This is a genomic window from Mesorhizobium sp. P2_C7, from assembly GCF_056404515.1.
Genome location: NZ_JBFUDW010000003.1, coordinates 297,833 through 320,313, shown reverse-complemented (window position 1 = coordinate 320,313; position 22,481 = coordinate 297,833). Strand labels below are relative to the sequence as shown.

Below are 22,481 nucleotides of genomic sequence, written 5' to 3'. Positions count from 1 at the left end.
GAGGCGGTTTACGCCGGCTTAAATCTACTTCACCAGGCGCACAGCTTGGTGTTGGTCTGCGGGTTGTTCCAGCAGGCGCCGTCGTCGCGACTGCGCACGAACTGTCCCGGCACCGGCACATTGCGGCGGCCGAGATTGACATAGCCATAGGCAAAGCCCGGCCCGTAGATCTCCAGGACATAGGTCGGGTAGCCCGGCGCCGAGATGCGGAAGCTGCCCGCGTCGTCGATCGCCCTGTAGCTGCATGAGAAATAGCCGTCATCGCTGGTATAGCAACGCGCCCGCTTAGCGTCCGCCGAGATCGAGAACGCCAGAAGCACTGCCGCGCACACGCCGCCGCCGAAAAGCATCTTTTTCAGTGTCATCACCCACCCCTGCCACGGGCCATCGTGACCCCAACGCGATGAAATGCGCACGGCGGCGAAACCGGGTCAAGCGGCCGCAACTGGCGCGACAATCAGGCCCGCTTGGCGACGATGAAGATGCGCGGAAAGCGCAAAAGCACCTTGCCGTTCGCCGTCTGCGGATAGGCCTTGGCGATCTTCGCCGTGTAGCTGTCGAGGAACATTTTGCGCTCGTCCGCCTCGAGCGGATCGAGGAACGGTTTCAACCCGGTCGATTTCACCCATTCGACGATCGCCTCAGCGTCGGCAAGCGGGTGGTTGTAGATGGTGTGCCAGATATCCAGCCGGGCGGACAATGGCGAGAGCAAGTCATAATAGAACGACACTGGTGGCAACGGACCGCGGGCCGCGTCTTTCATCTTCGCGGCAAAAGGCATTTCGGCCGCGGTTTCCCGCATCACCTGATGCGACGGCTCAAGAAGATTGTCGGGCATCTGAATGGCCAGCGCGCCGCCGGGGGCCAAAAAACCCATCAGCCGCTGGAAGACCGCCGGATGCTCGGGCAGCCACTGGAACACCGCGTTGGCGAAGATCACATCGACCGGCACCCCCGGCTGCCATTTGGAGGCATCTGCCAGATCAAAGGTGACGTCAGGCAGGCGCGCCCTCGCCTTCTCGATCATGTCAGGCGACGTGTCGAAGCCGCTCATCTGCGCATCCGGCCAGCGCTCGACAAGCAGCTCGGTCGAGTTGCCCGGACCGCAGCCGATGTCGACGACCCGGCGCGGGAAATCCACCGGTACCTGCGCCGCGAGATCACGCGCGGGTCGCGTGCGCTCGTCCTCGAATTTCAGATACTGGGCGGCGGACCAATCAGCCATGTGAACTCCTCATGTCGCTTGAGAATTCGCCGCCCAAAAAACCTTATCGCGTCAGCCTCTTGTAGGTCATGCGGTGCGGGTTGACGGCATCCGGGCCGAGGCGGCGGATCTTGTCTTGCTCGTAATCCTCGAAATTGCCCTCGAACCATTCGACATGGCTGTCACCCTCGAAGGCGAGGATGTGCGTCGCCAGGCGGTCGAGGAACATACGATCGTGCGAGATGATGACCGCGCAGCCACCAAAATTTTCCAGCGCGTCTTCGAGTGCCGCCAGCGTTTCCGTATCGAGGTCGTTGGTCGGTTCGTCGAGCAGCAGCACGTTGCCGCCGGTCTTCAGCATCTTTGCCAGGTGCACGCGGTTGCGCTGGCCGCCGGAGAGGTTGCCGACCTTCTGCTGCTGGTCGCCGCCACGGAAGTTGAACGACGCGCAATAGGCGCGCGTGTTGGCTTCGAACTTGCCGAGCTTGACCACTTCGGCGCCGCCGGAAATCTCTTCCCAAACCGTCTTTGACGGATCGAGTGCATCGCGGCTTTGGTCGACATAGCCGAGCTTGACCGTCTCGCCGACGCGGACGGTGCCGGCATCCGGCTTTTCCTGGCCGGTGATCATGCGGAACAGCGTCGTCTTGCCGGCGCCGTTCGGACCGATGACGCCGACGATGCCGCCGGGCGGCAGCTTGAATTCCAGGCCGTCGATCAGCAGCGTGTCGCCAAAGCCCTTCGACAGGCTGTCGACCTCGATCACCACATTGCCGAGCCGCTCGCCATGCGGGATGACGATCTGCGTGTCCGTCGGCCGCCGCTTGTCGGCTGCATCCAGGAGATCCTGGAAGGCCTGGATACGCGCCTTGGATTTGGTCTGGCGGGCCTTGGGGCTCGACTGAATCCACTCGCGCTCGCGGCCGATGGCGCGCTGGCGGGCATCGTCTTCGCGGCCTTCCTGCTTGAGCCGCTTGGCCTTGGCTTCGAGATACTTGGTGTAGTTGCCCTCATAGGGAATGCCGCGGCCACGGTCGAGTTCCAGGATCCAGCCGGTGACATTGTCGAGGAAGTAGCGATCGTGGGTGATGATCATCACCGCGCCCGGATAGGCGCGCAGATGCTTTTCCAGCCACGCCGTGGTCTCGGCGTCGAGATGGTTGGTCGGTTCGTCGAGCAGCAGCAGGTCGGGCTGGCGCAGCAAGAGCTGGCAGAGCGCGACGCGGCGGCGCTCGCCGCCCGACAGCTTGGTGACGTCGGCGTCCTTGGGCGGGCAGCCCAGCGCTTCCATCGCCATCTCGACCTGCTGTTCGAGGTCCCACAGGTTCAGCCGGTCCATCTCGTCCTGGAGCTTGGCCGACTCATCGGCCGTCTCGTCGGAATAGTTCATCATCAGTTCATTGTAGCGTTCGATGATGGCGGTCTTGGCCGCGACGCCTTCCATGATGTTCTCGAACACGGTCTTCTTCGCATCGAGCGCCGGCTCCTGCGCCAAATAGCCGACGGTGGCGCCTTCGGCGAGCCACGCCTCGCCGTTCCACTCCTTGTCGAGCCCGGCCATGATCTTGAGGATCGTCGACTTGCCGGCGCCGTTGGGGCCGAGAATGCCGATCTTGGCATCTGGATAGAAGGACAGATGGATGTTCTCGAGCACCTTCTTGGTGCCATAGGCCTTGTTGAGGCCGGCCATGTGATAGATGAACTGGCGTGCCACGCGCGCTTTCCCTGAAAAACTGACTGGCCCAGAGAAACTGACTGGATTTGTCAAATTGAATGGAGGTTGGCCGCTATGTAGGCGATGCGGCGGCGAACGGCAATCGCTTTTGCCGCTTCTGGCCGGTCACACGCGGAAGTGTCCGCCAGGCCTGAAGTTTTCCGCCGGCCGCCGGGCGCGATGAAAGCTCCGGTTAACCCTTCGGCGTCAAAACAGGATCGAGTGGAATCGCCGGCTTGTCGCGATTCAGGAGAAAGATCGGATCGACGGCATTGCTGAACAGTTTCCTGCTCCTTGCCGAAGCGGTCGTCTACTTCAGCGTCATGGTGACGCTTTTCCACTTCAGGAAGCGCATCGGCCTCGGCGTCTTCGTCTGCGCGCTTGGCGTCATGCACTTCCTCGAGACCTACCTCGCCAGCGTCTTTTACGTTGCCTTGCCGTTCGGCATGGTCTCGCCGGGCTCGGCGGTGCTGTTTTCCGGCAAGCTGGTCATGCTTTTGCTGCTCTACATGAAGGAGGACGCCGCCACCGTCCGTCAGCCGATCTATGGTCTGCTGCTTGGCAATGCGCTGATGATCGGGCTGGTGCTGCTGTTGCGCCTGCACGCCATCGCCCCGCTGTCCGATGGCAGGCTCCCTGACATCGGTTTCATCGATGAGATGGGCTGGCTGATGGTGTGGGGCACGACGCTGCTGTTCGTCGACGCCATCCTGATCATCCTGCTTTATGAAAAGCTCGGGCGATACCTGCGCAAGGCACAGTTCGCGCGCATCCTGATTTCGGTCGCCTGCGTGCTCACCTTCGACCAGGCGGGGTTCTTCACGGCGCTGCATTTCGTCGCCGGCGCGCCGATCGCGGTGTTTTTCGGCGGTTGGTTTGCCAAGATGGTCGCCGCGCTGACCTACAGCACCATGCTTGTGGCCTACCTCAGATGGTTCGAAGAACGCCAGATCGCGCTGCCGCGCGGACTGACCGACATCTTCGACACGCTGACTTATCGCGAGCGCTACGAAGCGCTGGTCGAACACGTCGGCCGTGACGGCCTGACCGGCCTGCTGCACAGGGGGCGCTTCGACAGCGATGGTGAAGCCGCCGTCCAGGTCAGCCTGCGAACGGCGAAGCCGCTCAGCCTGCTGATCATCGATGTCGACCATTTCAAGTCGATCAATGACCGTTTCGGCCATGCCGAAGGTGACAAGGTGCTGAAAGCCGTTGCGACCCTGCTTGGCGAGGCGGCAAGCGCGGAAGACCAGGTGTTCCGGATCGGCGGCGAGGAATTCGCCATCCTCAGTTCGCGTCCGCACTCGGTCGCCAGGCTGTTCGGCGAGAGCATCCGCTATGCGGTCAAGGCCTCCGCCAACACCAGCCGCTTCGACCTGACCGTCAGCGCCGGCGTCTCCAGCGTCAGCGAAACGACGCGCTGCCTTGCCGATCTGTTCGCGCTTGCCGACCAGCGTCTCTACAAGGCCAAGTCGACCGGACGCGATCGCGTCGTTGGCGAGCCGGACAGCTACGAGGCCGATGCCGCCGTTGCATGGACCAAATCCGCTCAGATCTAGAGCACGGTCCCGTGAAGCTTACGACGACTTTTTCTGCCGCCGAACGCCGGCCAAAGTGGAGACCGCCATCAGGGCGATCGCCAGCCATTTCAGTGCGGTGATGACCGGTCCGGCTTCGATGTCATAGGCTATGAACAGCAGGATGCCTGGCACCAGCAGGCCGCACATGATCAGCATGATGCGGTTGATCTGCCAGGACACTCTTGAGGCTAGCGCCTCGTCGCCGGGCGCAGCGACAAGCGCCGCACGCACCGCCCTGCTGGCCGCCAGCACTGCCGAGAGGCGCATAGAGATCGGCAGGCCAAGACCGATGATGAGGAAGGCGCAGGCCGCCAGCAGCAGCGAAAACTTCAGCGCGCTGGTCTCGGCCGGTACGGGAAACAGCACTGTCGCCAGCGGCAGGAAGACGCCGAAAATGCCGAGCGCAGCAATGGTGATGAAGATCACCGCGTTGACGATCGTGAACAGCTGGTAGCTGCCGGCGGTGATCGGTTCGGAGAGCGTCTGCATGCGCGCCCATTCGGCATCGGTATAGGAAAAACCAGGCCATTCCATGCGGGCATCGTTTATCGCGACCATGCCCTTGGCCCAGAAGGCCAGCCGCGCCAGCGCGCTGCTCGTAATGCCATCCATTGAGACCCCCGCCCGAATGATGCTCGGCGCAGCATAGCACCACGACGAGGCAAGGCGACAGTCCGGCGTCGGCGTTCAGCCAGTGCTTACTGGAACCCGATCGCGTCCACGGTGCCGGTCGGGCACCCGGCCTTGTTGGTCGGCACCGAAGCTAGCAGCAGATCCTTTAGCGAGCTGTCTGGGCCGATCGGGCCGGCAAGGCCGAGCGTCAGTTCGCCGATCAGCCGCCTGCCGCTGGACGGATCGATGACGCAGGAGACGCGCACCCGGTCCCCTGCCCCAGCGCCAAAGGCGCTGTCGAAGGCGCCGCGGATCTGGTCCGCCGTCAGCTTGCCGCCGATGTTCTTGGCAAAGAGATCGCGCACCGGCGAGCTGTTCACCGCGCGCATCAAATTGAGCGCGTCGGAGAAATAGTCCTGCTGGCTCTTGCCGTAGCAGGTGCCGTGCTTGATCCATTCATGCCGCTCGAGATGGGAAGCGGTACCCGGCATCACCTGGTCGAGTTCCGTGCGGGTGCTGGCATCCAGATTGACCGGTGGCAGGTCCTTCCAGTGGGCCGGATTGTCATTGGCCTTGTCGCTCGCTGTCGCCTGGCAATAGAAATTGCCGTTCGGCTGCGGCCACAGCCCGTGCAAGGTGAAATGCGTGGCGTCGAAATCGCCTGCGCTTTGCGCCTTGCATTCGGTCTTGCTCGACTTGGTCTCGCAAAAAGCCGGCTGCCAGCTCAGCGCGAAGACATATTCAGGCTTTCCCGACGCCGCCGGCTTGCCTTGCCCGCCAGGTGCTGCCGGCACCGTCGCGGCGCTGCTGCCGGACACGTGGCCGCAGCTGACCTTCACCCAGCGGCGCTCCGGATCGGCCCCCGGCACCAGGATGAGATAATGCGTAGGCGCATCCTTGTTCCCGGCAAGCAGCTGGTAGCTCTGTCCAGCATCGGTCGAGACGTTGCCCGGATTCTTGCTATTCTTGATGGCTTGCGTTGCCGGACAGGCCGCATCGGCGACGAAGGTGCCCCTCATCTTGACGTCGGCACGCGCCGCACCGGCCAGCGAGGCCGCTAGCATGGCCAATCCGAAAACAACACCAATGCGCATAGGAATCCCCGGCTGAAGAAGTGGGCGACAGACTGAAGCTGTCTCCATGTCAGAATTGCGATATTTTGCTGGCCAAAGGCAAGAAACATCGTCGCGGAAAGTCAGGCACAGCGGATTGACGCAAAACTGGTGCCGGCGCAAACAAAGCCGGCGCCACGATGGCGGTCAGAACCAGGAGACCGAGCGGCATGTCATTCAGCCAGCAGCGCGTGGTTCGCTCGCCGACGGGTGCCGGCCTCAATCTCTTCGTCAGGCAGGCCGATGGCAGGCCGCGTGCCGTCGTGCAGATCAATCACGGGCTGGCAGAGCACGCCGCGCGCTATGCCCGCTTCGCCGATTTTCTTGGCCCGCGCGGATACCACGTCTATGTCCACGACCATCGCGGCCATGGCGCGACCAAGGCGCTCGATGCGCCACTCGGCAAATTCGCCGACCAGGATGGCCCCGCCAAGGTGATCGCCGATGTCGGCGCCGTCCATGATCTCATCGCCCGCGAACAGCCGAACCTGCCGGTCATCCTCTTTGGCCATTCGATGGGTGCGTCCGTGGCGCTGAACTTCCTGTTGCACCACTCGCCACGCGTTCATGCGGCCGCGATCTGGAACGGCAACTTCTCGCAACGCCTGCTCGGCCAGCTGGCCTTGGGTATTCTTGGCTGGGAACGCATGCGGCTGGGCTCAGATGTCCCATCGCGCCTGCTGCCGAAACTCACCTTTCGGGCCTGGGGCAAGGCCGTGCCCAATCACCGCACGCTGTTCGACTGGCTGTCGCGCGACGAGGCTGAGGTGGCGAATTACATCGCCGATCCGCTCTGCGGTTGGGACGCGTCGGTGTCGATGTGGCGCGACGTCGTCGGCATGGCGCTGAATGGTGGCAGGGACGCCTGCTTTGCCGGCATCAGGCGCGATCTCCCAGTCAGCGTCGTCGGTGGCGAGAAGGATCCCGCCTCGGACTACGGCAAAGGGATCACCCATCTTGCCAATCGCATGCGCATGATGGGGTTTTCGAATCTAGTTTCAAAGGTTTACGCCGACACCCGCCACGAAAGCCTGAACGAGGTCAACCGCGACATCATCATGGACGATTTCGCGACCTGGGCCAACGGCTTGCTAGAACAATAACGCGGCCAAAGCGGTGCGAATCCGCGTCGAACTGGCACCTTGGCCCATTGCAAGGGCCGTGACAGCCACCGCCGGGCTTGATAGAGGCTCTGCTTTCGCAGCAATCAAAGTGATTGCAGCAACCACGGTGATTTATGGCCGAACCCCCACTGAAAGGCGTCCGCGTCGTCGAACTCGCCCGCATCCTTGCCGGGCCCTGGGCCGGGCAATTACTGGCCGATCTCGGCGCCGATGTCATCAAGGTCGAGAGCCCCGATGGCGGCGACGACACCCGCAAATGGGGCCCGCCCTTCGTCATGGGCAAGGACGGCGAGAACCTGTCGGCCGCATATTACCATTCCTGCAATCGCGGCAAGCGCTCCATTGCCATCGACTTCTCGACGCCCGAGGGTGCCGAGACGGTGCGCCGGCTGGTTGCGACGTCGGATGTGCTGATCGAGAACTTCAAGCTCGGCGGCCTCAAGAAATACGGCCTCGATTACGACAGCCTGAAGACGATCAACCCTCGCCTCGTCTACTGCTCGATCACCGGCTTCGGCCAGGATGGTCCCTACGCGCCGCGCGCCGGCTATGATTTCATCATCCAGGCAATGGCCGGCATGATGTCGATCACCGGCGAGGTCGGCCGCGAGCCGCAAAAGGCCGGCGTCGCCATCTCCGATATCTTCACCGGCCTTTATTCGGTCATCGCCATCCAGGCGGCATTGCGCCATGCCGAACAGACCGGTGACGGCCAGCATATCGACATGGCGCTTTTCGACACCCAGATCTCGGCGCTCGGCAACCAGAACCTCAACTATCTCGTTTCCGGCAAGTCGCCGGTGCAGATGGGCAATGCGCATATGAACATCGCGCCTTACGAGGTGGTCCCGGTCAGGGATGGTCACATCATCCTGGCGGTCGGCAATGACGGCCAGTTCGTTAAATTCTGTGCCGCCGTCGGGCTCGACGATTTGCCCGCAAATCCCGACTTCGCCACCAACCCTGCCCGCGTCACCAACCGGGTCAAGCTGCGCGAGCACATGATCGAGGCGCTGAAGATCTTTGATCGCGACCCGCTGCTGGCAAAGCTGGAGGCGGCCAGCGTGCCGGCGAGCCCGATCAACACGATCAGCCAGATGTTTGCCGACCCGCAGACGATCGCGCGCGGCATGCGGCTCGACCTTGACGACGGCCATGGCAATCTTCTGCCATCGGTGCGCGCACCGATGGTGATGTCCGGCACGCCGCTCGTCTATGAGCGTCCCTCGCCGCGCCTCGGCGAGCACACGCAAGAAATCCTTGCCGAACTGGAGAAGTCTGGACAATGAAGACTGGCGGACAACTGATCGTCGACGCACTCGAAGCCAACGGCACCGACCGCATCTATTGCGTGCCTGGCGAATCGTACCTGGCGGTGCTCGACGCGCTGCACGATTCGGCGATCCGCACCATCGTCTGCCGCCAGGAAGGCGGCGCCGCCATGATGGCCGATTGCCATGGCCGCCTGACCGGCAAGCCCGGCATCTGCTTCGTCACCCGCGGGCCCGGCGCTACCAATGCGTCCGCCGGCATCCACATCGCCATGCAGGACTCGGTTCCCGTCATCCTGTTCATCGGCCAGGTCGCCAGCCATGCCAAGGAGCGCGAGGCCTTCCAGGAAGTCGACTACAAGCGTTTCTTCGGCGACATCGCCAAATGGGTGGTCGAGATCGACGATGCCTCGCGCATCCCGGAATTCGTCACCCGCGCCTTCGCGGTGGCGACATCGGGCCGCCCCGGCCCGGTAGTCATCTCACTTCCCGAAGACATGCTGACCAGTGTCGTCGAAGCGCCCATCGCCTTGCCGCACACATCGGTCGAAACCCAGCCTGGCGAAGCCGAACTCGACGCGCTGGAGGCATTGCTGGCCAAGGCCAAGCGGCCATTCGTCATCCTCGGAGGCACCCGCTGGGATGCCGAGGCCGTGGCGCAGATGCGCACGATCGCCGAAGCGTGGTCGCTGCCGGTCGGCTGTTCCTTCCGCCGCCAGATGCTGTTCGACCATCTGCATCCGAACTATGCCGGCGATGTCGGCATCGGCATCAATCCGAAGCTGGCCACCGCGATCAAGCAGGCCGATCTCGTGCTGCTGATCGGCGGCCGCATGGGCGAAATGCCGTCGTCCGACTACACGCTGCTGAAAAGCCCCTACCCCGACCAGACGCTGGTCCATGTCCATGCCGATGCCGGCGAACTCGGCCGCGTCTACCGGCCGACACTGGCAATCAACGCCTCGCCTTCGGCCTTCGTTCAAGCCTTCGCCAAGCGCAGGCCGGCCGCCGCGCCCGTCTGGGCAGCCGAGACGCCAAAGCTGCATGCGGCCTATCTCGACTGGTCGACGCCGCCGGAGAGCGGTCCCGGCCCGGTCCAGATGGGGCCGATCATGAACTACCTCGAAAAGGTGTTGCCCGACGACGCCATCCTCACCAACGGTGCCGGCAACTACGCCACCTGGGTGCATCGCTTCCACCGCTCGCGCCGCTTCGCCACGCAGGCAGCCCCGACGTCAGGCTCGATGGGCTATGGCACCCCTGCCGCGGTCGCCGCCAAAGGGCTGTTCCCGGATCGCATGGTGGTTGCCTTTGCCGGCGACGGCTGCTTCCTGATGAACGGGCAGGAGTTCGCCACCGCCGTCCAGTATGACCTGCCGATCATCGTCGTCGTCGTCAACAATGGCATCTACGGCACCATCCGCATGCATCAGGAGCGCGAATATCCCGGCCGCGTCGTTGCCACGGATCTCAAGAACCCCGACTTTGCGGCCTTGGCCCGCGCCTATGGCGGCCATGGCGAGACTGTCGAGAAGACCGCGGATTTCGCTTCCGCCTTCGAGCGTGCCCGCGCCAGCGGTAAACCGGCGATCGTCGAGATCAGGCTCGACCCCGAGGCGATCACGCCGACCCGGACGATGACCCAGATCCGCGACAAGGCCTGAGCACCAACGGCATGGGTCGAACAGCGTCGCGTCCCCTCCATCCTACCGGACGGAGGGGACGCTGTTCCTTAACTTCGAGGTAATTCAGTCCCCCAGTCCCCCGGGGCGACGTTATCCTACTTCGCCTTTTCGATCTGGCCGCGGATCTCGCCGTCCTTGTTGGCGGCGGTGTGGACGTTGACGTAGTATTTGCCGGCCTCGAGGTCAGCGGCCTGCGCATCGGTCAACGTCTCCGATCCCTTGATCGGGCTCTTGAGCTTTTTGAACGGGATGACGGGTCCGGCGTTTTCACCCATCGCCGCCGGGCCGTGAATGTGCGCGGCCGTCGCCGGCCCGCTGAGACCGGAATATTTGACGTTCCAGCTGAGCTTCTTCTTGGCCGTGTCGAACGTGAGAGTGGCCGTGCCTTTGCCCTTCGTGGTGACGGGCGGGCTCTGCTGGCCGCCATCGAGCGTCGCAGTGAACTTTTCCGTGTCGGCCAAGGCCGGCGAGACAAGGAAGATAGAAACAGTGACGGCAAGTGCCGAAACGATCGGCGAAATGGACTGCATGCGCATTTTAGAAACCTCCGTTGGATGAAACACCCTGCGGCCCCCCAGCGCATGGATACATCACCACAACGATCTACCGGCCAAAAGTATCCTCGGCGCACGCATATGTGATGACGACCGATAAAGAGAGAGGCGGTTGCCCGCCCCTCCTGGGATTATCCAACTCAAAGCCGCGACGGCGCCTCCGCCTCGCTGCCGAGGCGCGCCTCGGAGACGGTCAGACCGCTGCCAGCGCCTGCGTCAGGTCGGCGATCAAATCGTCCGGATGCTCTACACCGATCGACAGCCTGACCGTGGTCTCCAGCACGCCGATACGTTGGCGCACGTCGAAGGGTATCCCCGAATGGGTCATGGCCGCTGGGTGGCTGGCCAGCGATTCCGTTCCGCCGAGGCTTACAGCCAGCTTGAATATCTGCAGGCCGTTGAGAAAGGCGAAAGCCGCCTTCTGTCCGCCGCGTATGTCGAAGGAGAAGGTCGAGCCGGCGCCGCTGCACTGTGCCTTATAGGCGCGGCCGGCCGGCGTATCCTCGCCCAGGAAAGGCAGGTAATGCACCTTCTCGACCTTGGCATGATCGCGCAGGAATTCAGCGACCATGCGCGCATTGTCGTTCGCCCGCTCCATGCGGATCGACAGCGTCTCCAGCGAACGGCCAAGCATCCAGCAGGAATGCGGGTCGAGCTGCGTGCCGATCGCGCCGCGCAGCGCCTTGATCGGTTTGGTGACGGCCTTGCTGCCCATGGCGGCGCCCGCGATCAGGTCGGAATGGCCGCCGACATATTTGGTCAGCGAATAGACGGACACATCGGCGCCGTGTTCGATGGGCCTCTGGAACACCGGACCAAGCAGCGTGTTGTCGCAGACGATGATCGGCGCCGACCCTTGGCGCGCGCCGATTTCGTCGGCGATCTTGCGCATCAGCGCGATGTCGACCAGGCTGTTGGTGGGATTTGACGGCGTCTCGATCAGGATGACCGAGACACGGCCCTTCGCGACTGCAGCGTCGGCTGCCGCGCGCACCGCCGTCTCGTCGACGCCGTCCGCGAAGCCGACAGCACCGATACCGAAGCCGGAAAGCGTGCGCGTCAAGAGCGTCTCGGTGCCGCCATAAAGCGGTTGCGAATGCAGGATGACGTCGCCCGGACGAGCATAGGCGAGAAGTGTCGTCGCGATCGCCGACATGCCTGACGAAAACAGGATGCAGGCATCCGTCCCCTCATAGATCGCCAGCCGGTCCTCGACGATCTCACTGTTGGGATGGTTGAAGCGCGAATAGACCAGACCGGACGCCGTGCCGCTCGGCGGCTCCTTGCGGCCGGACGTGTAGTCGAAGAAGTCGCGTCCCTCTTCCGCCGACTTGAACACGAATGTCGAGGTCAGGAACACCGGTGGCTTGACCGCGCCCTCCGAAAGCTGCGGATCGAAGCCATAGCTCAGCATCAGCGTCTCCGGATGGAGCTTGTGGTTGCCGATATGGGTTTTCGACGGGCGTGGCGCGGGCATGGCTTTTTCCTGCTTTCTCGAGGAGTGTCGCTCGGCAATTTATGCGATCCCTATCGCGCAGTCCTTGCTATTTTTGGGCGTGCATGGCTGCATCCTCGCAACAAATTGCCGGGAGAGGCCGAAAGTGCAACAAAAGATAGCCGATGATTTCGACCGCAGGATTCTCCAGGAACTGCAGGCCGACGCCCGCATCACCAACAACGAGCTTGCCGAACGGATAGGCCTGTCGCCGTCGCCCTGTCTGAGGCGGGTGCGGCGGCTGGAGGAGACCGGCGTCATCAGAGGCTACACCACGCTGGTCGATCCGGCCGCCTTCGGCTGGAGCATGGTCGCCATCGCCACCGTCCGGCTCAGCCGTCAGAACGAGGACGAGATCGTCATGTTCGAGGACGCGATCCGCGGCTGGGAAGAGGTGCTGGAATGCCACCTCGTCACTGGCTCGCGCGACTATGTGCTGAAGGTGGTGACGGGCAGCCTCGAACAGTACGAGCGCTTCATCAAGGAAAAGATCGCGCGGCTGAAATGCGTAGCCTCGATCGAGACCAGCTTCGTCATGAACACCATAAAGGAACGGCGCCTCTGACAGAGGCGCCGTTCGTCAATATCAAGATATTGCCGGCTGGGCTTACTTGACCGCCTTGTCGGTGATGGCGGTGGTGTAGGCGCCTTTCGGCTCCTTGGTGATGATCTTCTGGTCGAGCAGCGCCTTGGCGGTGCGCTCGTAGGTCGCCGGATCGAGCTTGCCGTCGGCATTGTCGATCAGCTTGGCGATTTCGCTCATCATCCGCTTCTGGTGGTTCTCGTCCTGGCCGCCACCGTCCATGACGATGCCTGCCGCCTCGTCATTGTTGTCGACGGCGTATTTCCAGCCCTTCATCGAGGCGCGCACGAAACGCACCATCTTGTCCTCGAACGCCGGATCCTTGAGCTTGTCTTCCGATGCATAGAGCCCGTCCTCGAGCAGGTCGTTGCCCATCGCCGAATAGTTGAACACGGTCAGCTGTTCCGGCTTGTAGCCGGCGTCGATCAACTGCCAGTACTCGTTGTAGGTCATGACCGAGATGCAGTCGGCCTGCTTCTGGATCAGCGGCTGCACGTCAAAGCTCTGCTTCAGTACGGTGACGCCATCCGGGCCGCCTTCGGTCTTCAGGCCGAGCTTGTTCATCCAGGCGTAGAACGGATACTCATTGCCGAAGAACCAGACGCCGAGCGTGTGGCCCTTGAAGTCGGCTTCGGTCTTGATCGGGCCGTCCTTCGGGCAGACCAGCTCCATGCCGGCCTTCTTGAACGGCTGGGCGATGTTGACCAGCGGCACGCCCTTTTCGCGAGCGGCCAGCGCACCGCCCATCCAGTCGACGATGACGTCGGCGCCACCGCCGGCGATCACCTGCTCGGGCGCAATGTCGGGACCGCCCGGCTTGATATCGACGTCGAGACCTTCGGCCTCGTAGAAACCCTTGGCCTTGGCAACATAGTAGCCGGCAAACTGGGCCTGCGTGACCCATTTCAGCTGCAACGTCACCTTGTCGGCGGCCATTGCCTGGAACGCGGCTAGCGACATAGCGCCGGCCAGAACAGGAATAATCAGTCTTTTCATCTTTTTACCCTCTGAAGTTAGTACCCTTAAACCCACCGCCCTATCCACCACGGACAGAGGGATGCCAAAACGTGACGGCTCTTTCGACAAGAGCGACCACGCCATAAAAGACCGAACCCGCAAGTGCTGCAACTGCGATTTCGGCCCAGACCATGTCGATGTTCATCCGCCCGACCTCGGTCGAGATGCGGAAGCCCATGCCGACGACAGGCGTGCCGAAGAACTCGGCGACGATGGCGCCGATCAGCGCCAGCGTCGAGTTGATCTTCAGCGCATTGAAGATGAAGGGCGCTGCTGCCGGCAGCCGGAGTTTCAGCAGCGTCTGCCAGTAGCCCGACGCGTAGGTGCGCATCAGGTCGCGTTCCATATGGCCGGACGCGGCGAGCCCGGCGACCGTGTTCACCAGCATCGGGAAGAAGGTCATGATGATGACGACCGCCGCCTTGGACTGCCAGTCGAAGCCGAACCACATGACCATGATCGGGGCGACGCCGATGATCGGCAGCGCCGAGACCATGTTGCCGATCGGCAAGAGCCCGCGGCGCAGGAACGGTACGCGATCGGCGAGGATCGCGGTGATGAAGCCGGCGCCGCTGCCCACGACATACCCGAAGATCACCGCCTTGAAGATCGTCTGCCGGACATCGGCGCCGAGCACCGGCAGCGAGTTGGCGATGCGCGCGCCGATGGCGCTTGGCGGCGGCAAAAGGATGAAGGGAATGCCGGCGCCCCGCGTCACGGCTTCCCAGATGATCAGGATCCAGGCGCCGAAAATGGCGGGGATGATCAGGCGCAGCGCGCTCCGGGCCCAGTTCGCCATCGGGCGAAGCTCCGACAGGACGGCGACGCAGCGCCAGCCGAGCAGCCAGGCAGCAGTGAGCAGCAAAAAGTACGGCGCCAGTGCCGTGCCTTCAAAACCGGCTATGCCCGATATCAGCAACCATGCGACGAGGTGGGCGCCGACAAACAGCACCACCGCCTCTGCAAGGGGCGGAATCCTGGTCATCGAGATCAGCGCCGCCAGCACGGCCAGGCCGAAGATCAAGCCCTTCGTTGTGAGGTAGGGGTAGTTGAAGCTGACTGCCGGGTCTGCAAGCGCTGCCGCTTCCGGCTTCGACATCGCGCCGAGCGCCACGGCGATCAGGCACAACGCGATGGCGAGCACCGCTTGCCACGAGGGTTTCAGCCAATTCATGCCGGCCTCCCGCCCATGGCGCGGTCGACGATGCGCCCGGCAATGCCGACCACCATGACCAGAAGTGCGGCCACCACCGAACCGGCGACCAGCGCCGACCAGATGTCGATGGACTGGCTGTAATAGGCGCCGGCCAGAAGTTTGGCGCCGATCCCCGCGACGGCACCTGTCGGCAGTTCGCCTACGATGGCACCGACCAGGCTCGCCGCCACGGCCACCTTCATCGATGTGAACAGGAACGGCACCGAGGCCGGCACGCGCAACTTCCAGAAGGTCTGCGACGCGCTGGCATTGTAGGTGTGCATCAGGTCTAGATGCATGATCTCCGGCGAGCGCAGGCCCTTCACCATGCCCACGGTTACCGGGAAGAACGACAGATAGGTCGAGATCATCGCCTTCGGGATGAGCCCGGTGATGCCGACCGCCGCCAGCACGACGATGATCATCGGCGCCACCGCCAGGATGGGAATGGTCTGCGAGGCGATGATCCACGGCATCAGGCTGCGGTCTAGCGTCGCCACATGCACGATGCCGACGGCGATGATAATGCCGAGCCCCGTGCCGAAAGCAAAGCCAAGCAGCGTCGACGACAGTGTCACCCAGGCATTGTAGACGAGGCTGCGGCTCGACGTGACGGGGCGCAGAAAGGTGTTCTCGAAGAAATTGACCGCCACCTGATGTGGCGCCGGCAGCGTCGGCTTCGGCTGCGACAGCGTTTTGCCGATGAATTCGCTCAAGGCAGGGGTTTCACCGGCGCGCCGGTCGAGATCGCGCTGGAACGGCGTGTTGAGGATAACGGCGAAAACGTACCAGAGCACGACCACGCCAGCGAGGATCGAGGTCACCGGAACGAGCTTGTCGCGGAAGCTGTCCATCTAGCGCACCGCCTCAATCTTCATAGCTGTGCCCTGCCCGCAGACCATCCCGGACGCGGGCTGCGATCGCCAGGAATTCCGGCGTCTCGCGGATGTGGAGCGGCCGCTCCTTCGGCAGCGTCGATTCGATGACATCAGTAACGCGGCCCGGGCGTGGCGACATGACGACGATGCGTGTCGACAGATACACGGCTTCGGGAATGGAGTGGGTCACGAAGCAGATGGTCTTGTTGGTGCGTCCCCACAGTTCCAGCAATTGCTTGTTGAGGTGGTCGCGCACGATCTCGTCCAGCGCGCCGAATGGCTCGTCCATCAACAGAAGGTCGGCGTCGAAGGCCAGGGCCCGGGCAATTGACGCGCGCTGCTGCATGCCGCCAGAAAGCTGCCAGGGATATTTCTTCTCGAAACCCGAGAGGTTGACGAGGTCGAGCGTGCGATTGATGCGCTCCGCCTGCTCTGCCTTGGACAGGCCCATGATCTCCAGCGGCAGCCCGACATTGCGCTCGATGGTGCGCCACGGAAACAGCGCCGCGGCCTGGAAGACATAGCCATAGGCGCGTTTCTCACGCGCCTGTTCGGGCGTCATGCCGTTGACCGAAATCGTCCCCGAGGTTGGCTTCTCCAGATCGGCGATGACGCGCAGCAAGGTGGTCTTGCCGCAGCCCGACGGCCCGATGAAGGAGACGAACTCACCCTTGCCGATGGTCAGGTCGACATTGGACAGCGCCTGCACCGGCCCGTCATTGGTCTGGAAGGTCAGTCCGAGTTGGCTTGCCGCGACGACGGCTGGCGAAATCCCCGTCATCGCTTGCTGCCTGCCTGTTCCGGCCACTGCGGCGCCGACCGGAATCCGATTGCTTTTATCGCGATGTTGTTTTCCACTCGCCCCTGTCCCATTGGCCCCAGTCCCACTAATTTTGTCCCGCTCAATCGACGCCCGGAGTTTCCCCGATGTCGCCCACTTGTCATCTTATCCGCCCTGAAACCACTTATGAAGGCAAGCAGGGATTGACCTATTTTGCCGGCATCGCCACTGAAACCGTCGGTTCCTCCGGCATCTGCATGCACATACTGACGATGCCGCCCGGCGCCCGCGCCAAGGCGCACATGCACGAGAACCATGAAACGGCGATCTACGTGCTCTCCGGCGAAGTCCATACCTGGTATGGCGACCGGCTGGAGCACCATATCGTCGTCAAGGCCGGCGACCTCTTCTACATTCCGGCCGGCGTGCCGCATCTGCCGGCCAATCTCAGCGGCGCCCCGTCTTCTGCCGTCATTGCCCGCACCGATCCCAACGAACAGGAAAGCGTCGTCCTGCTGCCGGAACTGGATGCGCTGGTCGCTTGAAGCCGATGGGAACTTGATTGTCATCGGCACCGGGAGACTTCCCCCATGACATTACCGTCCGCATCGGTGATCTCCAGCTTCTTGGCGCTCTTGGGGCTTTGCTTGACGGTGAACTCTGCCGGCGACTGCCCATCCTCGCCTTCGGCCTCGCATTGCGCCTTGATGACCAGAGAACCGTCCGATTTCGCCTGCTTGTCGGTAAAGGTGCAGGCGCTTGCCACGGTGACCAGATCCGTGTCCGTCAGCAGCAGCATGTCCTCGGCATAGACTTCCTGGCCGTTCTTGTTGATGCAGCCGGACTTGTTGCCACAGGGCTCGGACAGATCAATCCCCTTTGCCGAAGCCTGACCGGCAGCCAGCACGAGCGCCATTGCAACAGACAGACCAAAACCGCGCATGCCAACGCCCCAAGTCACGAACATGATTGCAGCGGCCCCATTTCTTCAAGGCCCGGAATGGAGACGAAGAAACCATCCTCCCCCTTGTTGGTGACCACGATTGTTTCTAGCGTCGTCCCCGCCTCGCCCTCGGCGGAACAGGTCGAAGTCAGCGATTGGGCGCCCAGCACCGACGTCAATTGCTGCGCGAACCGGCAGCCGCTGCCATAGGTCTCGATGCCCTCGGCGGTCAGCACGATATAGGCATCGCTGTCCTGATAGCCGGCCTTGACGCCGGCGCAGCCGACATCATTGCCCCAGGAGCCGGCCAGCACGCCGCTCGCTGATGCCGGACCAGCGACAACTGCCGCCAGGACCAACGAAATGAGCGCGGCCGAGCGCGCCAAGCTCAAACCCCGGTCGCCGGGATGCCGGTGCGTTCGACCTTGCGCGGCGCGGAAATTTCCTTCCACGTCGACAGCGCCCGGTTGACCGCCGCGTTCGGCTCGCGGGCCACGAACTCGCCGTGCCCCGGCTTGGCCTTGACCTCGGCCTCCTGGATCGACAATTCGCCGCGCGAGAACACGAAGCGCGGCAGGCCGGTCACCTCGAACCCTTCGAAGACATTGTAGTCGATGACAGATTGCTGCTTCTTCGACGAGATCTTCTTCTTGCGTTTCGGATCCCAGACGACGATGTCGGCGTCAGCGCCTTCGACGATGGCGCCTTTCTTCGGGTACATATTGAGGATCTTGGCGATGTTGGTCGAGGTCACGGCGACGAACTCGTTCATCGTCAGCCGGCCGGTGTTGACGCCGGTGGTCCACAGCACCGGCATGCGGTCTTCCAGCCCGCCGGTGCCGTTCGGGATTTTGGTGAAATCGCCGACGCCGTTGCGTTTCTGCTTTGTTGTGAAGGCGCAATGGTCGGTCGCCACCACCTGCAACGAACCCGCCTGCAGGCCGGCCCACAGCGAATCCTGGTGCAATTTGTTGCGGAAGGGCGGGCTCATGACGCGGCGCGCCGCATGGTCCCAGTCCTTGTTGAAATACTCGCTCTCGTCGAGCGTCAGGTGCTGGATCAGCGGCTCGCCGAACACTCGCATGCCCTTCTGCCGGGCCCGGCGGATCGCCTCGTGGCTCTGCTCACAGGAGACATGCACGACGTAGAGCGGCACGCCTGCCATGTCGGCGATCATGATGGCGCGGTTGGTCGCCTCGCCTTCCACTTCCGGAGGCCGCGAATAGGCGTGACCCTCGGGGCCATTGTTGCCGGCCGCCAAAAGCTTCTGCGACAGGGCGGCAACGACGTCGCCATTCTCGGCATGCACCAGCGGCAGCGCGCCAAGGTCGGCGCAACGCTGGAACGACGCATACATCTCGTCGTCGTCGACCATCAGCGCGCCCTTGTAGGCCATGAAATGCTTGAACGAGGTGATGCCCTTGTCGACGACGGTGGCCATCTCGTCGAACACCTGCTTGCCCCACCAGGTGATCGCCATGTGGAAGGAATAGTCGCAGGATGCTTTCGAGGTTTTGTTGTCCCACATCTGCAAGGCTTCCAGCAGCGACTGCTGCGGCGCCGGCAGGCAGAAATCGACCACCATTGTGGTGCCGCCGGCAAGCGCCGCGCGTGTGCCGGATTCGAAATCATCGGCCGAATAGGTGCCCATGAACGGCATTTCGAGATGGGTATGCGGATCGATGCCGCCCGGCATGACATAGCAGCCGGTGGCATCGAATTCGTGGTCGCCATGCAGGTCCGAACCGATGGCGACGATCTTGCCGTGCTTGACCAGCACATCGGCCTTCCACGTGCGGTCGGCAGTGACGATGGTGCCGTTCTTGATGACTTTGGTCATTTTCTTGTTCCCTTGTTCTCTTCGCGCTTCTTTGCGAGCGGCGTTTGGAATGCGGATTTGAGGCTCACTCCACGATGACAGCCGTCTCCACCACGGCATGGAACAGCACGTCGGCACCAGCCGACGCCCATTCCTTGGAGATGTCCTCGGCCTCGTTGTGGCTGAGCCCGTCGACGCAAGGGCACATCACCATCGCGGTCGGCGCAACGCGATTGATCCAGCAGGCATCGTGGCCGGCGCCGGAGACGATGTTGCGGTGCGTATAGCCGAGGCGTTCGGCGGCATCGCGGATCGCCTTGACGCAGCCGGCGTCGAAGGTGACCGGGTCGAAAGCGCCGACCTGCTCGATCTTGTACTGGATGTCGAGCGCCTCGCAGATCGTGTCGATGCCTTCGCGGATGCGGCCGTCCATCGCATCCAGCACTTCCTTTTCGGGCGAGCGGATGTCAATGGTGAAGACGGTGCGGCCGGCGATGATGTTGCGCGAGTTGGGAAACACCTCCATATGGCCGACCGCGCCGACGGCGTCGGGCTGGTAGTCCATGGCGATCTCGTGCACCAGTTCGATCACTCGCGCCATGCCGAGCCCGGCATTGCGGCGCTTCGGCATTGGCGTCGAGCCGGTATGCGCCTCCTTGCCGGTCAGCGTCACCTGCAGCCACTTCAGCCCTTGCCCGTGGGTGACGACACCGATGTCGATGCCCTCGTCCTCGAGGATCGGTCCCTGCTCGATATGGAGTTCGAAGAAGGCATGGATCTTGCGGTCGCCGACCTTCTCGGCACCCTTCCAGCCGATGCGTTCAAGCTCCTCGCCGAATTTCTTGCCTTGCTTGTCTGTATGCTCATAGACATCGGCCTGGTCGAGCACACCGGCAAACACGCCGGATGCCATCATTGCCGGGGCAAAGCGCGCGCCTTCCTCATTCGTCCAGTTGGTGACGACGATCGGATGTTTGGTCTTGATGCCGAGATCGTTGAGCGACCGCACCACTTCAAGCCCGCCCAGCACGCCGAGCACGCCGTCATACTTGCCGCCGGTCGGCTGCGTATCGAGATGGCTGCCGACATAGACCGGCGGCAGGCTGGGATCGGCGCCTTCGCGGCGGGCAAACATCGTGCCCATCTCGTCGACGCCCATTTCGAGCCCGGCCGCATCGCACCAGCGCTTGAACAGATGCCGGCCCTCGCCGTCCTCGTCGGTCACGGTCTGGCGATTGTTGCCGCCGGCAATGCCGGGGCCGATCTTCGCCATCTCCATTATCGAATCCCACAAGCGGTCTGAATTGATTCGCAGATTCTCGCCGGGTGCGGCCATGCCAAGTCCTCTCATTTCATGTCCTGGGCGGGCGGCGGTTCCCGTCGCCACCCGTCCAGGTATAGGCAGATTAGTCTATCGAGCGCAGGACATCCCGCACATGGTCGATCAATTCGTTGATCTGGCCCTTGGTGATGATCAGCGGCGGCGACAGCGCGATGATGTCGCCGGTGGTGCGGATCAGCGCGCCGCGCTCGAACGCCTTGACGAAGGCCGAGAAGGCCCGTTTGGTCGGCTGGCCAGCGATCGGCGCCAGCTCGATCGCGCCGATCAGGCCGATGTTTCTGATATCGATGACGTTCGGCTCGCCCTTCAGCGAGTGCAGTGCGTCTTCCCAATAGGGAGCCAGTTCCTCGCCACGGGTCAGCAGGCCCTCTTCCTTGTAGGTATCGAGCGTGCCCAGGGCCGCCGCGCAGGCGATCGGATTGCCCGAATAGGTGTAGCCGTGGAAGAACTCGATCATGTGCTCGGGGCCGGTCATGAAGGCGTCGTGGATTTCCTTCTTCACGAACACCGCGCCCATCGGGATGACGCCGTTGGAGACGCCCTTGGCGGTGGTCATGATGTCGGGCGTGACGCCGAAATAGTCGGCGGCGAACGGTGTGCCGAGACGGCCGAAGCCGGTGATGACCTCGTCGAAGATTAAGAGGATGCCGTGTTTGGTGCAGATTTCGCGCAGCTTCTGCAGATAGCCCTTGGGCGGCAGGATCACACCGGTGGAACCGGCGACCGGCTCGACAATGACGGCGGCGATGGTCGAGGCGTCATGCAGGGCGACGATACGCTCAAGCTCGTTGGCCAGTTCCGCGCCATGCTCCGGCACGCCTTTGGTGAAGGCGTTCTTCTCGGGCAGATGCGTGTGCGCCATGTGGTCGACGCCGCCGAGCAACGTGCCGAACATCTTGCGATTGGAGACGATGCCGCCGACCGAAATGCCGCCGAAATTGACGCCGTGATAGCCGCGCTCGCGGCCGATCAGACGCGTGCGCGAGCCCTCGCCCTTGGCGCGGTGATAGGCGATCGCCATCTTGAGCGCCGTTTCGACCGATTCCGAGCCGGAATTGGTGAAGAAGACATGGTCCATGCCCTTCGGCGCGAGGTCGACCAGGCGATTCGCCAGTTCGAAGACGATCGGATGGCCCATCTGGAAGGCCGGCGCGTAGTCGAGCTCTGCGGCCTGATGCTGGATGGCCTCGGTGATCTTCGGCCGGCAGTGGCCGGCGTTGACGCACCACAGGCCCGCGGTGCCGTCCAGCACCTTGCGGCCATCGCTGGTCGTGTAATGCATGTCCTTGGCGGACACCATCATGCGCGGCGCCTGCTTGAACTGCCGGTTTGCCGTGAACGGCATCCAGAATGCACTGAGATCGTTCGGCGTGACTTTCAGCCGGTTGGACATGACCAAGACTTCCCCTTGTAACTTGTTTCGGTGCGCCCAACGCTTGGTCTTCGTTGCGATTTCGTGCTACGCAAATTTTTGACCGATTGGACAAACGTTAGCACCGCCCTGTCGGCGGTCAAGGGATTACTAGCGGAAATGCGGCACCTGAAGTGCGTTCCACAGGCCAAGGAAAAACT

Annotated in this window: 22 protein-coding genes; 6 read left to right on the top strand and 16 right to left on the bottom strand. The window is 62.9% G+C overall.

Annotated features, from left to right (window positions below):
• Nucleotides 1–29 precede the first annotated feature (29 nt).
• From AC1D2G_RS09255 to ettA, 3 genes are all read right to left on the bottom strand, one after another.
• Nucleotides 30–365 (bottom strand): hypothetical protein, encoded by a 336-nt coding sequence (locus tag AC1D2G_RS09255; RefSeq protein WP_477413452.1) that lies wholly within the window; start codon nucleotides 363–365, stop codon nucleotides 30–32.
• Between the two features lie 92 nt (nucleotides 366–457).
• Nucleotides 458–1,225 (bottom strand): trans-aconitate 2-methyltransferase, encoded by a 768-nt coding sequence (tam, locus tag AC1D2G_RS09250; protein ID WP_477413450.1) that lies wholly within the window; start codon nucleotides 1,223–1,225, stop codon nucleotides 458–460.
• Between the two features lie 43 nt (nucleotides 1,226–1,268).
• Nucleotides 1,269–2,918 carry an energy-dependent translational throttle protein EttA gene (gene ettA / locus AC1D2G_RS09245; RefSeq protein ID WP_457151700.1) on the bottom strand — a complete coding sequence of 550 codons (1,650 nt, stop codon included), beginning with the start codon at nucleotides 2,916–2,918 and terminating at the stop codon, nucleotides 1,269–1,271.
• A 272-nt stretch (nucleotides 2,919–3,190) separates the two neighbouring features.
• On the opposite strand from ettA, the gene AC1D2G_RS09240 reads away from it, so the two are divergent.
• Entirely contained in the window at nucleotides 3,191–4,477 is a 1,287-nt protein-coding gene (locus tag AC1D2G_RS09240) for a GGDEF domain-containing protein (RefSeq protein WP_477395138.1), read from the top strand.
• Nucleotides 4,478–4,495: 18 nt separating this feature from the next.
• Here AC1D2G_RS09240 and AC1D2G_RS09235 read toward each other — a convergent pair whose 3' ends face one another.
• Both AC1D2G_RS09235 and AC1D2G_RS09230 read right to left on the bottom strand, forming a co-directional pair.
• Entirely contained in the window at nucleotides 4,496–5,110 is a 615-nt protein-coding gene (locus AC1D2G_RS09235) for a hypothetical protein (RefSeq protein ID WP_477413448.1), read from the bottom strand.
• Nucleotides 5,111–5,196: 86 nt separating this feature from the next.
• Nucleotides 5,197–6,204, bottom strand: a complete 1,008-nt coding sequence (locus tag AC1D2G_RS09230; protein ID WP_477413446.1) for a ribonuclease T2 family protein — start codon at nucleotides 6,202–6,204, stop codon at nucleotides 5,197–5,199.
• A 188-nt stretch (nucleotides 6,205–6,392) separates the two neighbouring features.
• On the opposite strand from AC1D2G_RS09230, the gene AC1D2G_RS09225 reads away from it, so the two are divergent.
• From AC1D2G_RS09225 to AC1D2G_RS09215, 3 genes are all read left to right on the top strand, one after another.
• Nucleotides 6,393–7,325 (top strand): alpha/beta fold hydrolase, encoded by a 933-nt coding sequence (locus AC1D2G_RS09225; RefSeq protein WP_477413444.1) that lies wholly within the window; start codon nucleotides 6,393–6,395, stop codon nucleotides 7,323–7,325.
• Nucleotides 7,326–7,459: 134 nt separating this feature from the next.
• Nucleotides 7,460–8,635: a CaiB/BaiF CoA transferase family protein gene (locus AC1D2G_RS09220; RefSeq protein ID WP_477413442.1), complete on the top strand. Its 1,176-nt coding sequence runs from the start codon at nucleotides 7,460–7,462 to the stop codon at nucleotides 8,633–8,635.
• Complete coding sequence (locus AC1D2G_RS09215; protein WP_477413441.1) at nucleotides 8,632–10,281, top strand: thiamine pyrophosphate-binding protein; 1,650 nt, start codon at nucleotides 8,632–8,634, stop codon at nucleotides 10,279–10,281. Before AC1D2G_RS09220 ends, AC1D2G_RS09215 begins: the two co-directional genes overlap by 4 nt.
• 116 nt (nucleotides 10,282–10,397) lie before the next feature.
• Here the strand turns inward: AC1D2G_RS09215 and AC1D2G_RS09210 are convergent, their stop codons facing one another.
• Both AC1D2G_RS09210 and AC1D2G_RS09205 read right to left on the bottom strand, forming a co-directional pair.
• Complete coding sequence (locus tag AC1D2G_RS09210) at nucleotides 10,398–10,838, bottom strand: CHRD domain-containing protein (protein WP_477226963.1); 441 nt, start codon at nucleotides 10,836–10,838, stop codon at nucleotides 10,398–10,400.
• Between the two features lie 211 nt (nucleotides 10,839–11,049).
• The gene (locus AC1D2G_RS09205) at nucleotides 11,050–12,333 is read right to left on the bottom strand and encodes a cystathionine gamma-synthase family protein (RefSeq protein WP_477413439.1); all 1,284 of its coding nucleotides are present in this window, start codon (nucleotides 12,331–12,333) and stop codon (nucleotides 11,050–11,052) included.
• 124 nt (nucleotides 12,334–12,457) lie between these two features.
• Between AC1D2G_RS09205 and AC1D2G_RS09200 the strand changes: the two genes are divergently transcribed.
• Entirely contained in the window at nucleotides 12,458–12,916 is a 459-nt protein-coding gene (locus AC1D2G_RS09200; protein WP_457152357.1) for an Lrp/AsnC family transcriptional regulator, read from the top strand.
• Nucleotides 12,917–12,958: 42 nt separating this feature from the next.
• Here AC1D2G_RS09200 and AC1D2G_RS09195 read toward each other — a convergent pair whose 3' ends face one another.
• Genes AC1D2G_RS09195 through AC1D2G_RS09180 form a run of 4 tightly spaced genes read right to left on the bottom strand, consistent with a single transcriptional unit; the run spans nucleotide 12,959 to nucleotide 16,805 of the window.
• Entirely contained in the window at nucleotides 12,959–13,930 is a 972-nt protein-coding gene (locus tag AC1D2G_RS09195; protein WP_477413437.1) for an ABC transporter substrate-binding protein, read from the bottom strand.
• 40 nt (nucleotides 13,931–13,970) lie between these two features.
• Nucleotides 13,971–15,125, bottom strand: a complete 1,155-nt coding sequence (locus AC1D2G_RS09190) for an ABC transporter permease (RefSeq protein ID WP_477413435.1) — start codon at nucleotides 15,123–15,125, stop codon at nucleotides 13,971–13,973.
• Nucleotides 15,122–16,000: an ABC transporter permease gene (locus tag AC1D2G_RS09185; protein WP_477301961.1), complete on the bottom strand. Its 879-nt coding sequence runs from the start codon at nucleotides 15,998–16,000 to the stop codon at nucleotides 15,122–15,124. The genes AC1D2G_RS09190 and AC1D2G_RS09185 overlap by 4 nt, the downstream gene beginning before the upstream one ends.
• A gap of 13 nt (nucleotides 16,001–16,013) precedes the next feature.
• A complete protein-coding gene (locus AC1D2G_RS09180) occupies nucleotides 16,014–16,805 on the bottom strand; it encodes an ABC transporter ATP-binding protein (RefSeq protein WP_457152353.1) in 792 nt (263 codons plus the stop codon).
• 146 nt (nucleotides 16,806–16,951) lie between these two features.
• On the opposite strand from AC1D2G_RS09180, the gene AC1D2G_RS09175 reads away from it, so the two are divergent.
• Nucleotides 16,952–17,350: a cupin domain-containing protein gene (locus AC1D2G_RS09175; protein ID WP_477226957.1), complete on the top strand. Its 399-nt coding sequence runs from the start codon at nucleotides 16,952–16,954 to the stop codon at nucleotides 17,348–17,350.
• Nucleotides 17,351–17,370: 20 nt separating this feature from the next.
• On the opposite strand, the gene AC1D2G_RS09170 is transcribed toward AC1D2G_RS09175, so the two are convergent.
• The 5 genes from AC1D2G_RS09170 to aptA form a co-directional block, all read right to left on the bottom strand.
• Nucleotides 17,371–17,721, bottom strand: coding sequence for a hypothetical protein (locus tag AC1D2G_RS09170; protein ID WP_477413433.1), 351 nt, complete (start codon nucleotides 17,719–17,721; stop codon nucleotides 17,371–17,373).
• 41 nt (nucleotides 17,722–17,762) lie between these two features.
• A complete protein-coding gene (locus AC1D2G_RS09165; RefSeq protein WP_477413431.1) occupies nucleotides 17,763–18,134 on the bottom strand; it encodes a hypothetical protein in 372 nt (123 codons plus the stop codon).
• A gap of 2 nt (nucleotides 18,135–18,136) precedes the next feature.
• The gene (gene hydA / locus AC1D2G_RS09160; RefSeq protein WP_477226954.1) at nucleotides 18,137–19,588 is read right to left on the bottom strand and encodes a dihydropyrimidinase; all 1,452 of its coding nucleotides are present in this window, start codon (nucleotides 19,586–19,588) and stop codon (nucleotides 18,137–18,139) included.
• Between the two features lie 64 nt (nucleotides 19,589–19,652).
• Nucleotides 19,653–20,903, bottom strand: coding sequence for a Zn-dependent hydrolase (locus AC1D2G_RS09155; protein ID WP_477302221.1), 1,251 nt, complete (start codon nucleotides 20,901–20,903; stop codon nucleotides 19,653–19,655).
• Nucleotides 20,904–20,973: 70 nt separating this feature from the next.
• On the bottom strand, nucleotides 20,974–22,302 hold the full coding sequence (gene aptA, locus AC1D2G_RS09150) for an omega-aminotransferase AptA (protein ID WP_095088901.1): 1,329 nt from the start codon (nucleotides 22,300–22,302) through the stop codon (nucleotides 20,974–20,976).
• Between the last annotated feature and the right edge of the window lie 179 nt (nucleotides 22,303–22,481).

What these genes read in the sequence shown, in the direction of transcription:
- AC1D2G_RS09255 (WP_477413452.1), bottom strand. Translation starts at nt 365, where the DNA reads ATGACACTGAAAAAGATGCTTTTCGGCGGCGGCGTGTGCGCGGCAGTG.
- tam (WP_477413450.1), bottom strand. Translation starts at nt 1,225, where the DNA reads ATGGCTGATTGGTCCGCCGCCCAGTATCTGAAATTCGAGGACGAGCGC.
- AC1D2G_RS09235 (WP_477413448.1), bottom strand. Translation starts at nt 5,110, where the DNA reads ATGGATGGCATTACGAGCAGCGCGCTGGCGCGGCTGGCCTTCTGGGCC.
- AC1D2G_RS09230 (WP_477413446.1), bottom strand. Translation starts at nt 6,204, where the DNA reads ATGCGCATTGGTGTTGTTTTCGGATTGGCCATGCTAGCGGCCTCGCTG.
- AC1D2G_RS09225 (WP_477413444.1), top strand. Translation starts at nt 6,393, where the DNA reads ATGTCATTCAGCCAGCAGCGCGTGGTTCGCTCGCCGACGGGTGCCGGC.
- AC1D2G_RS09220 (WP_477413442.1), top strand. Translation starts at nt 7,460, where the DNA reads ATGGCCGAACCCCCACTGAAAGGCGTCCGCGTCGTCGAACTCGCCCGC.
- AC1D2G_RS09215 (WP_477413441.1), top strand. Translation starts at nt 8,632, where the DNA reads ATGAAGACTGGCGGACAACTGATCGTCGACGCACTCGAAGCCAACGGC.
- AC1D2G_RS09210 (WP_477226963.1), bottom strand. Translation starts at nt 10,838, where the DNA reads ATGCGCATGCAGTCCATTTCGCCGATCGTTTCGGCACTTGCCGTCACT.
- AC1D2G_RS09205 (WP_477413439.1), bottom strand. Translation starts at nt 12,333, where the DNA reads ATGCCCGCGCCACGCCCGTCGAAAACCCATATCGGCAACCACAAGCTC.
- AC1D2G_RS09195 (WP_477413437.1), bottom strand. Translation starts at nt 13,930, where the DNA reads ATGAAAAGACTGATTATTCCTGTTCTGGCCGGCGCTATGTCGCTAGCC.
- AC1D2G_RS09190 (WP_477413435.1), bottom strand. Translation starts at nt 15,125, where the DNA reads ATGAATTGGCTGAAACCCTCGTGGCAAGCGGTGCTCGCCATCGCGTTG.
- AC1D2G_RS09185 (WP_477301961.1), bottom strand. Translation starts at nt 16,000, where the DNA reads ATGGACAGCTTCCGCGACAAGCTCGTTCCGGTGACCTCGATCCTCGCT.
- AC1D2G_RS09180 (WP_457152353.1), bottom strand. Translation starts at nt 16,805, where the DNA reads ATGACGGGGATTTCGCCAGCCGTCGTCGCGGCAAGCCAACTCGGACTG.
- AC1D2G_RS09175 (WP_477226957.1), top strand. Translation starts at nt 16,952, where the DNA reads ATGTCGCCCACTTGTCATCTTATCCGCCCTGAAACCACTTATGAAGGC.
- AC1D2G_RS09170 (WP_477413433.1), bottom strand. Translation starts at nt 17,721, where the DNA reads ATGGCGCTCGTGCTGGCTGCCGGTCAGGCTTCGGCAAAGGGGATTGAT.
- hydA (WP_477226954.1), bottom strand. Translation starts at nt 19,588, where the DNA reads ATGACCAAAGTCATCAAGAACGGCACCATCGTCACTGCCGACCGCACG.
- AC1D2G_RS09155 (WP_477302221.1), bottom strand. Translation starts at nt 20,903, where the DNA reads ATGGCCGCACCCGGCGAGAATCTGCGAATCAATTCAGACCGCTTGTGG.
- aptA (WP_095088901.1), bottom strand. Translation starts at nt 22,302, where the DNA reads ATGTCCAACCGGCTGAAAGTCACGCCGAACGATCTCAGTGCATTCTGG.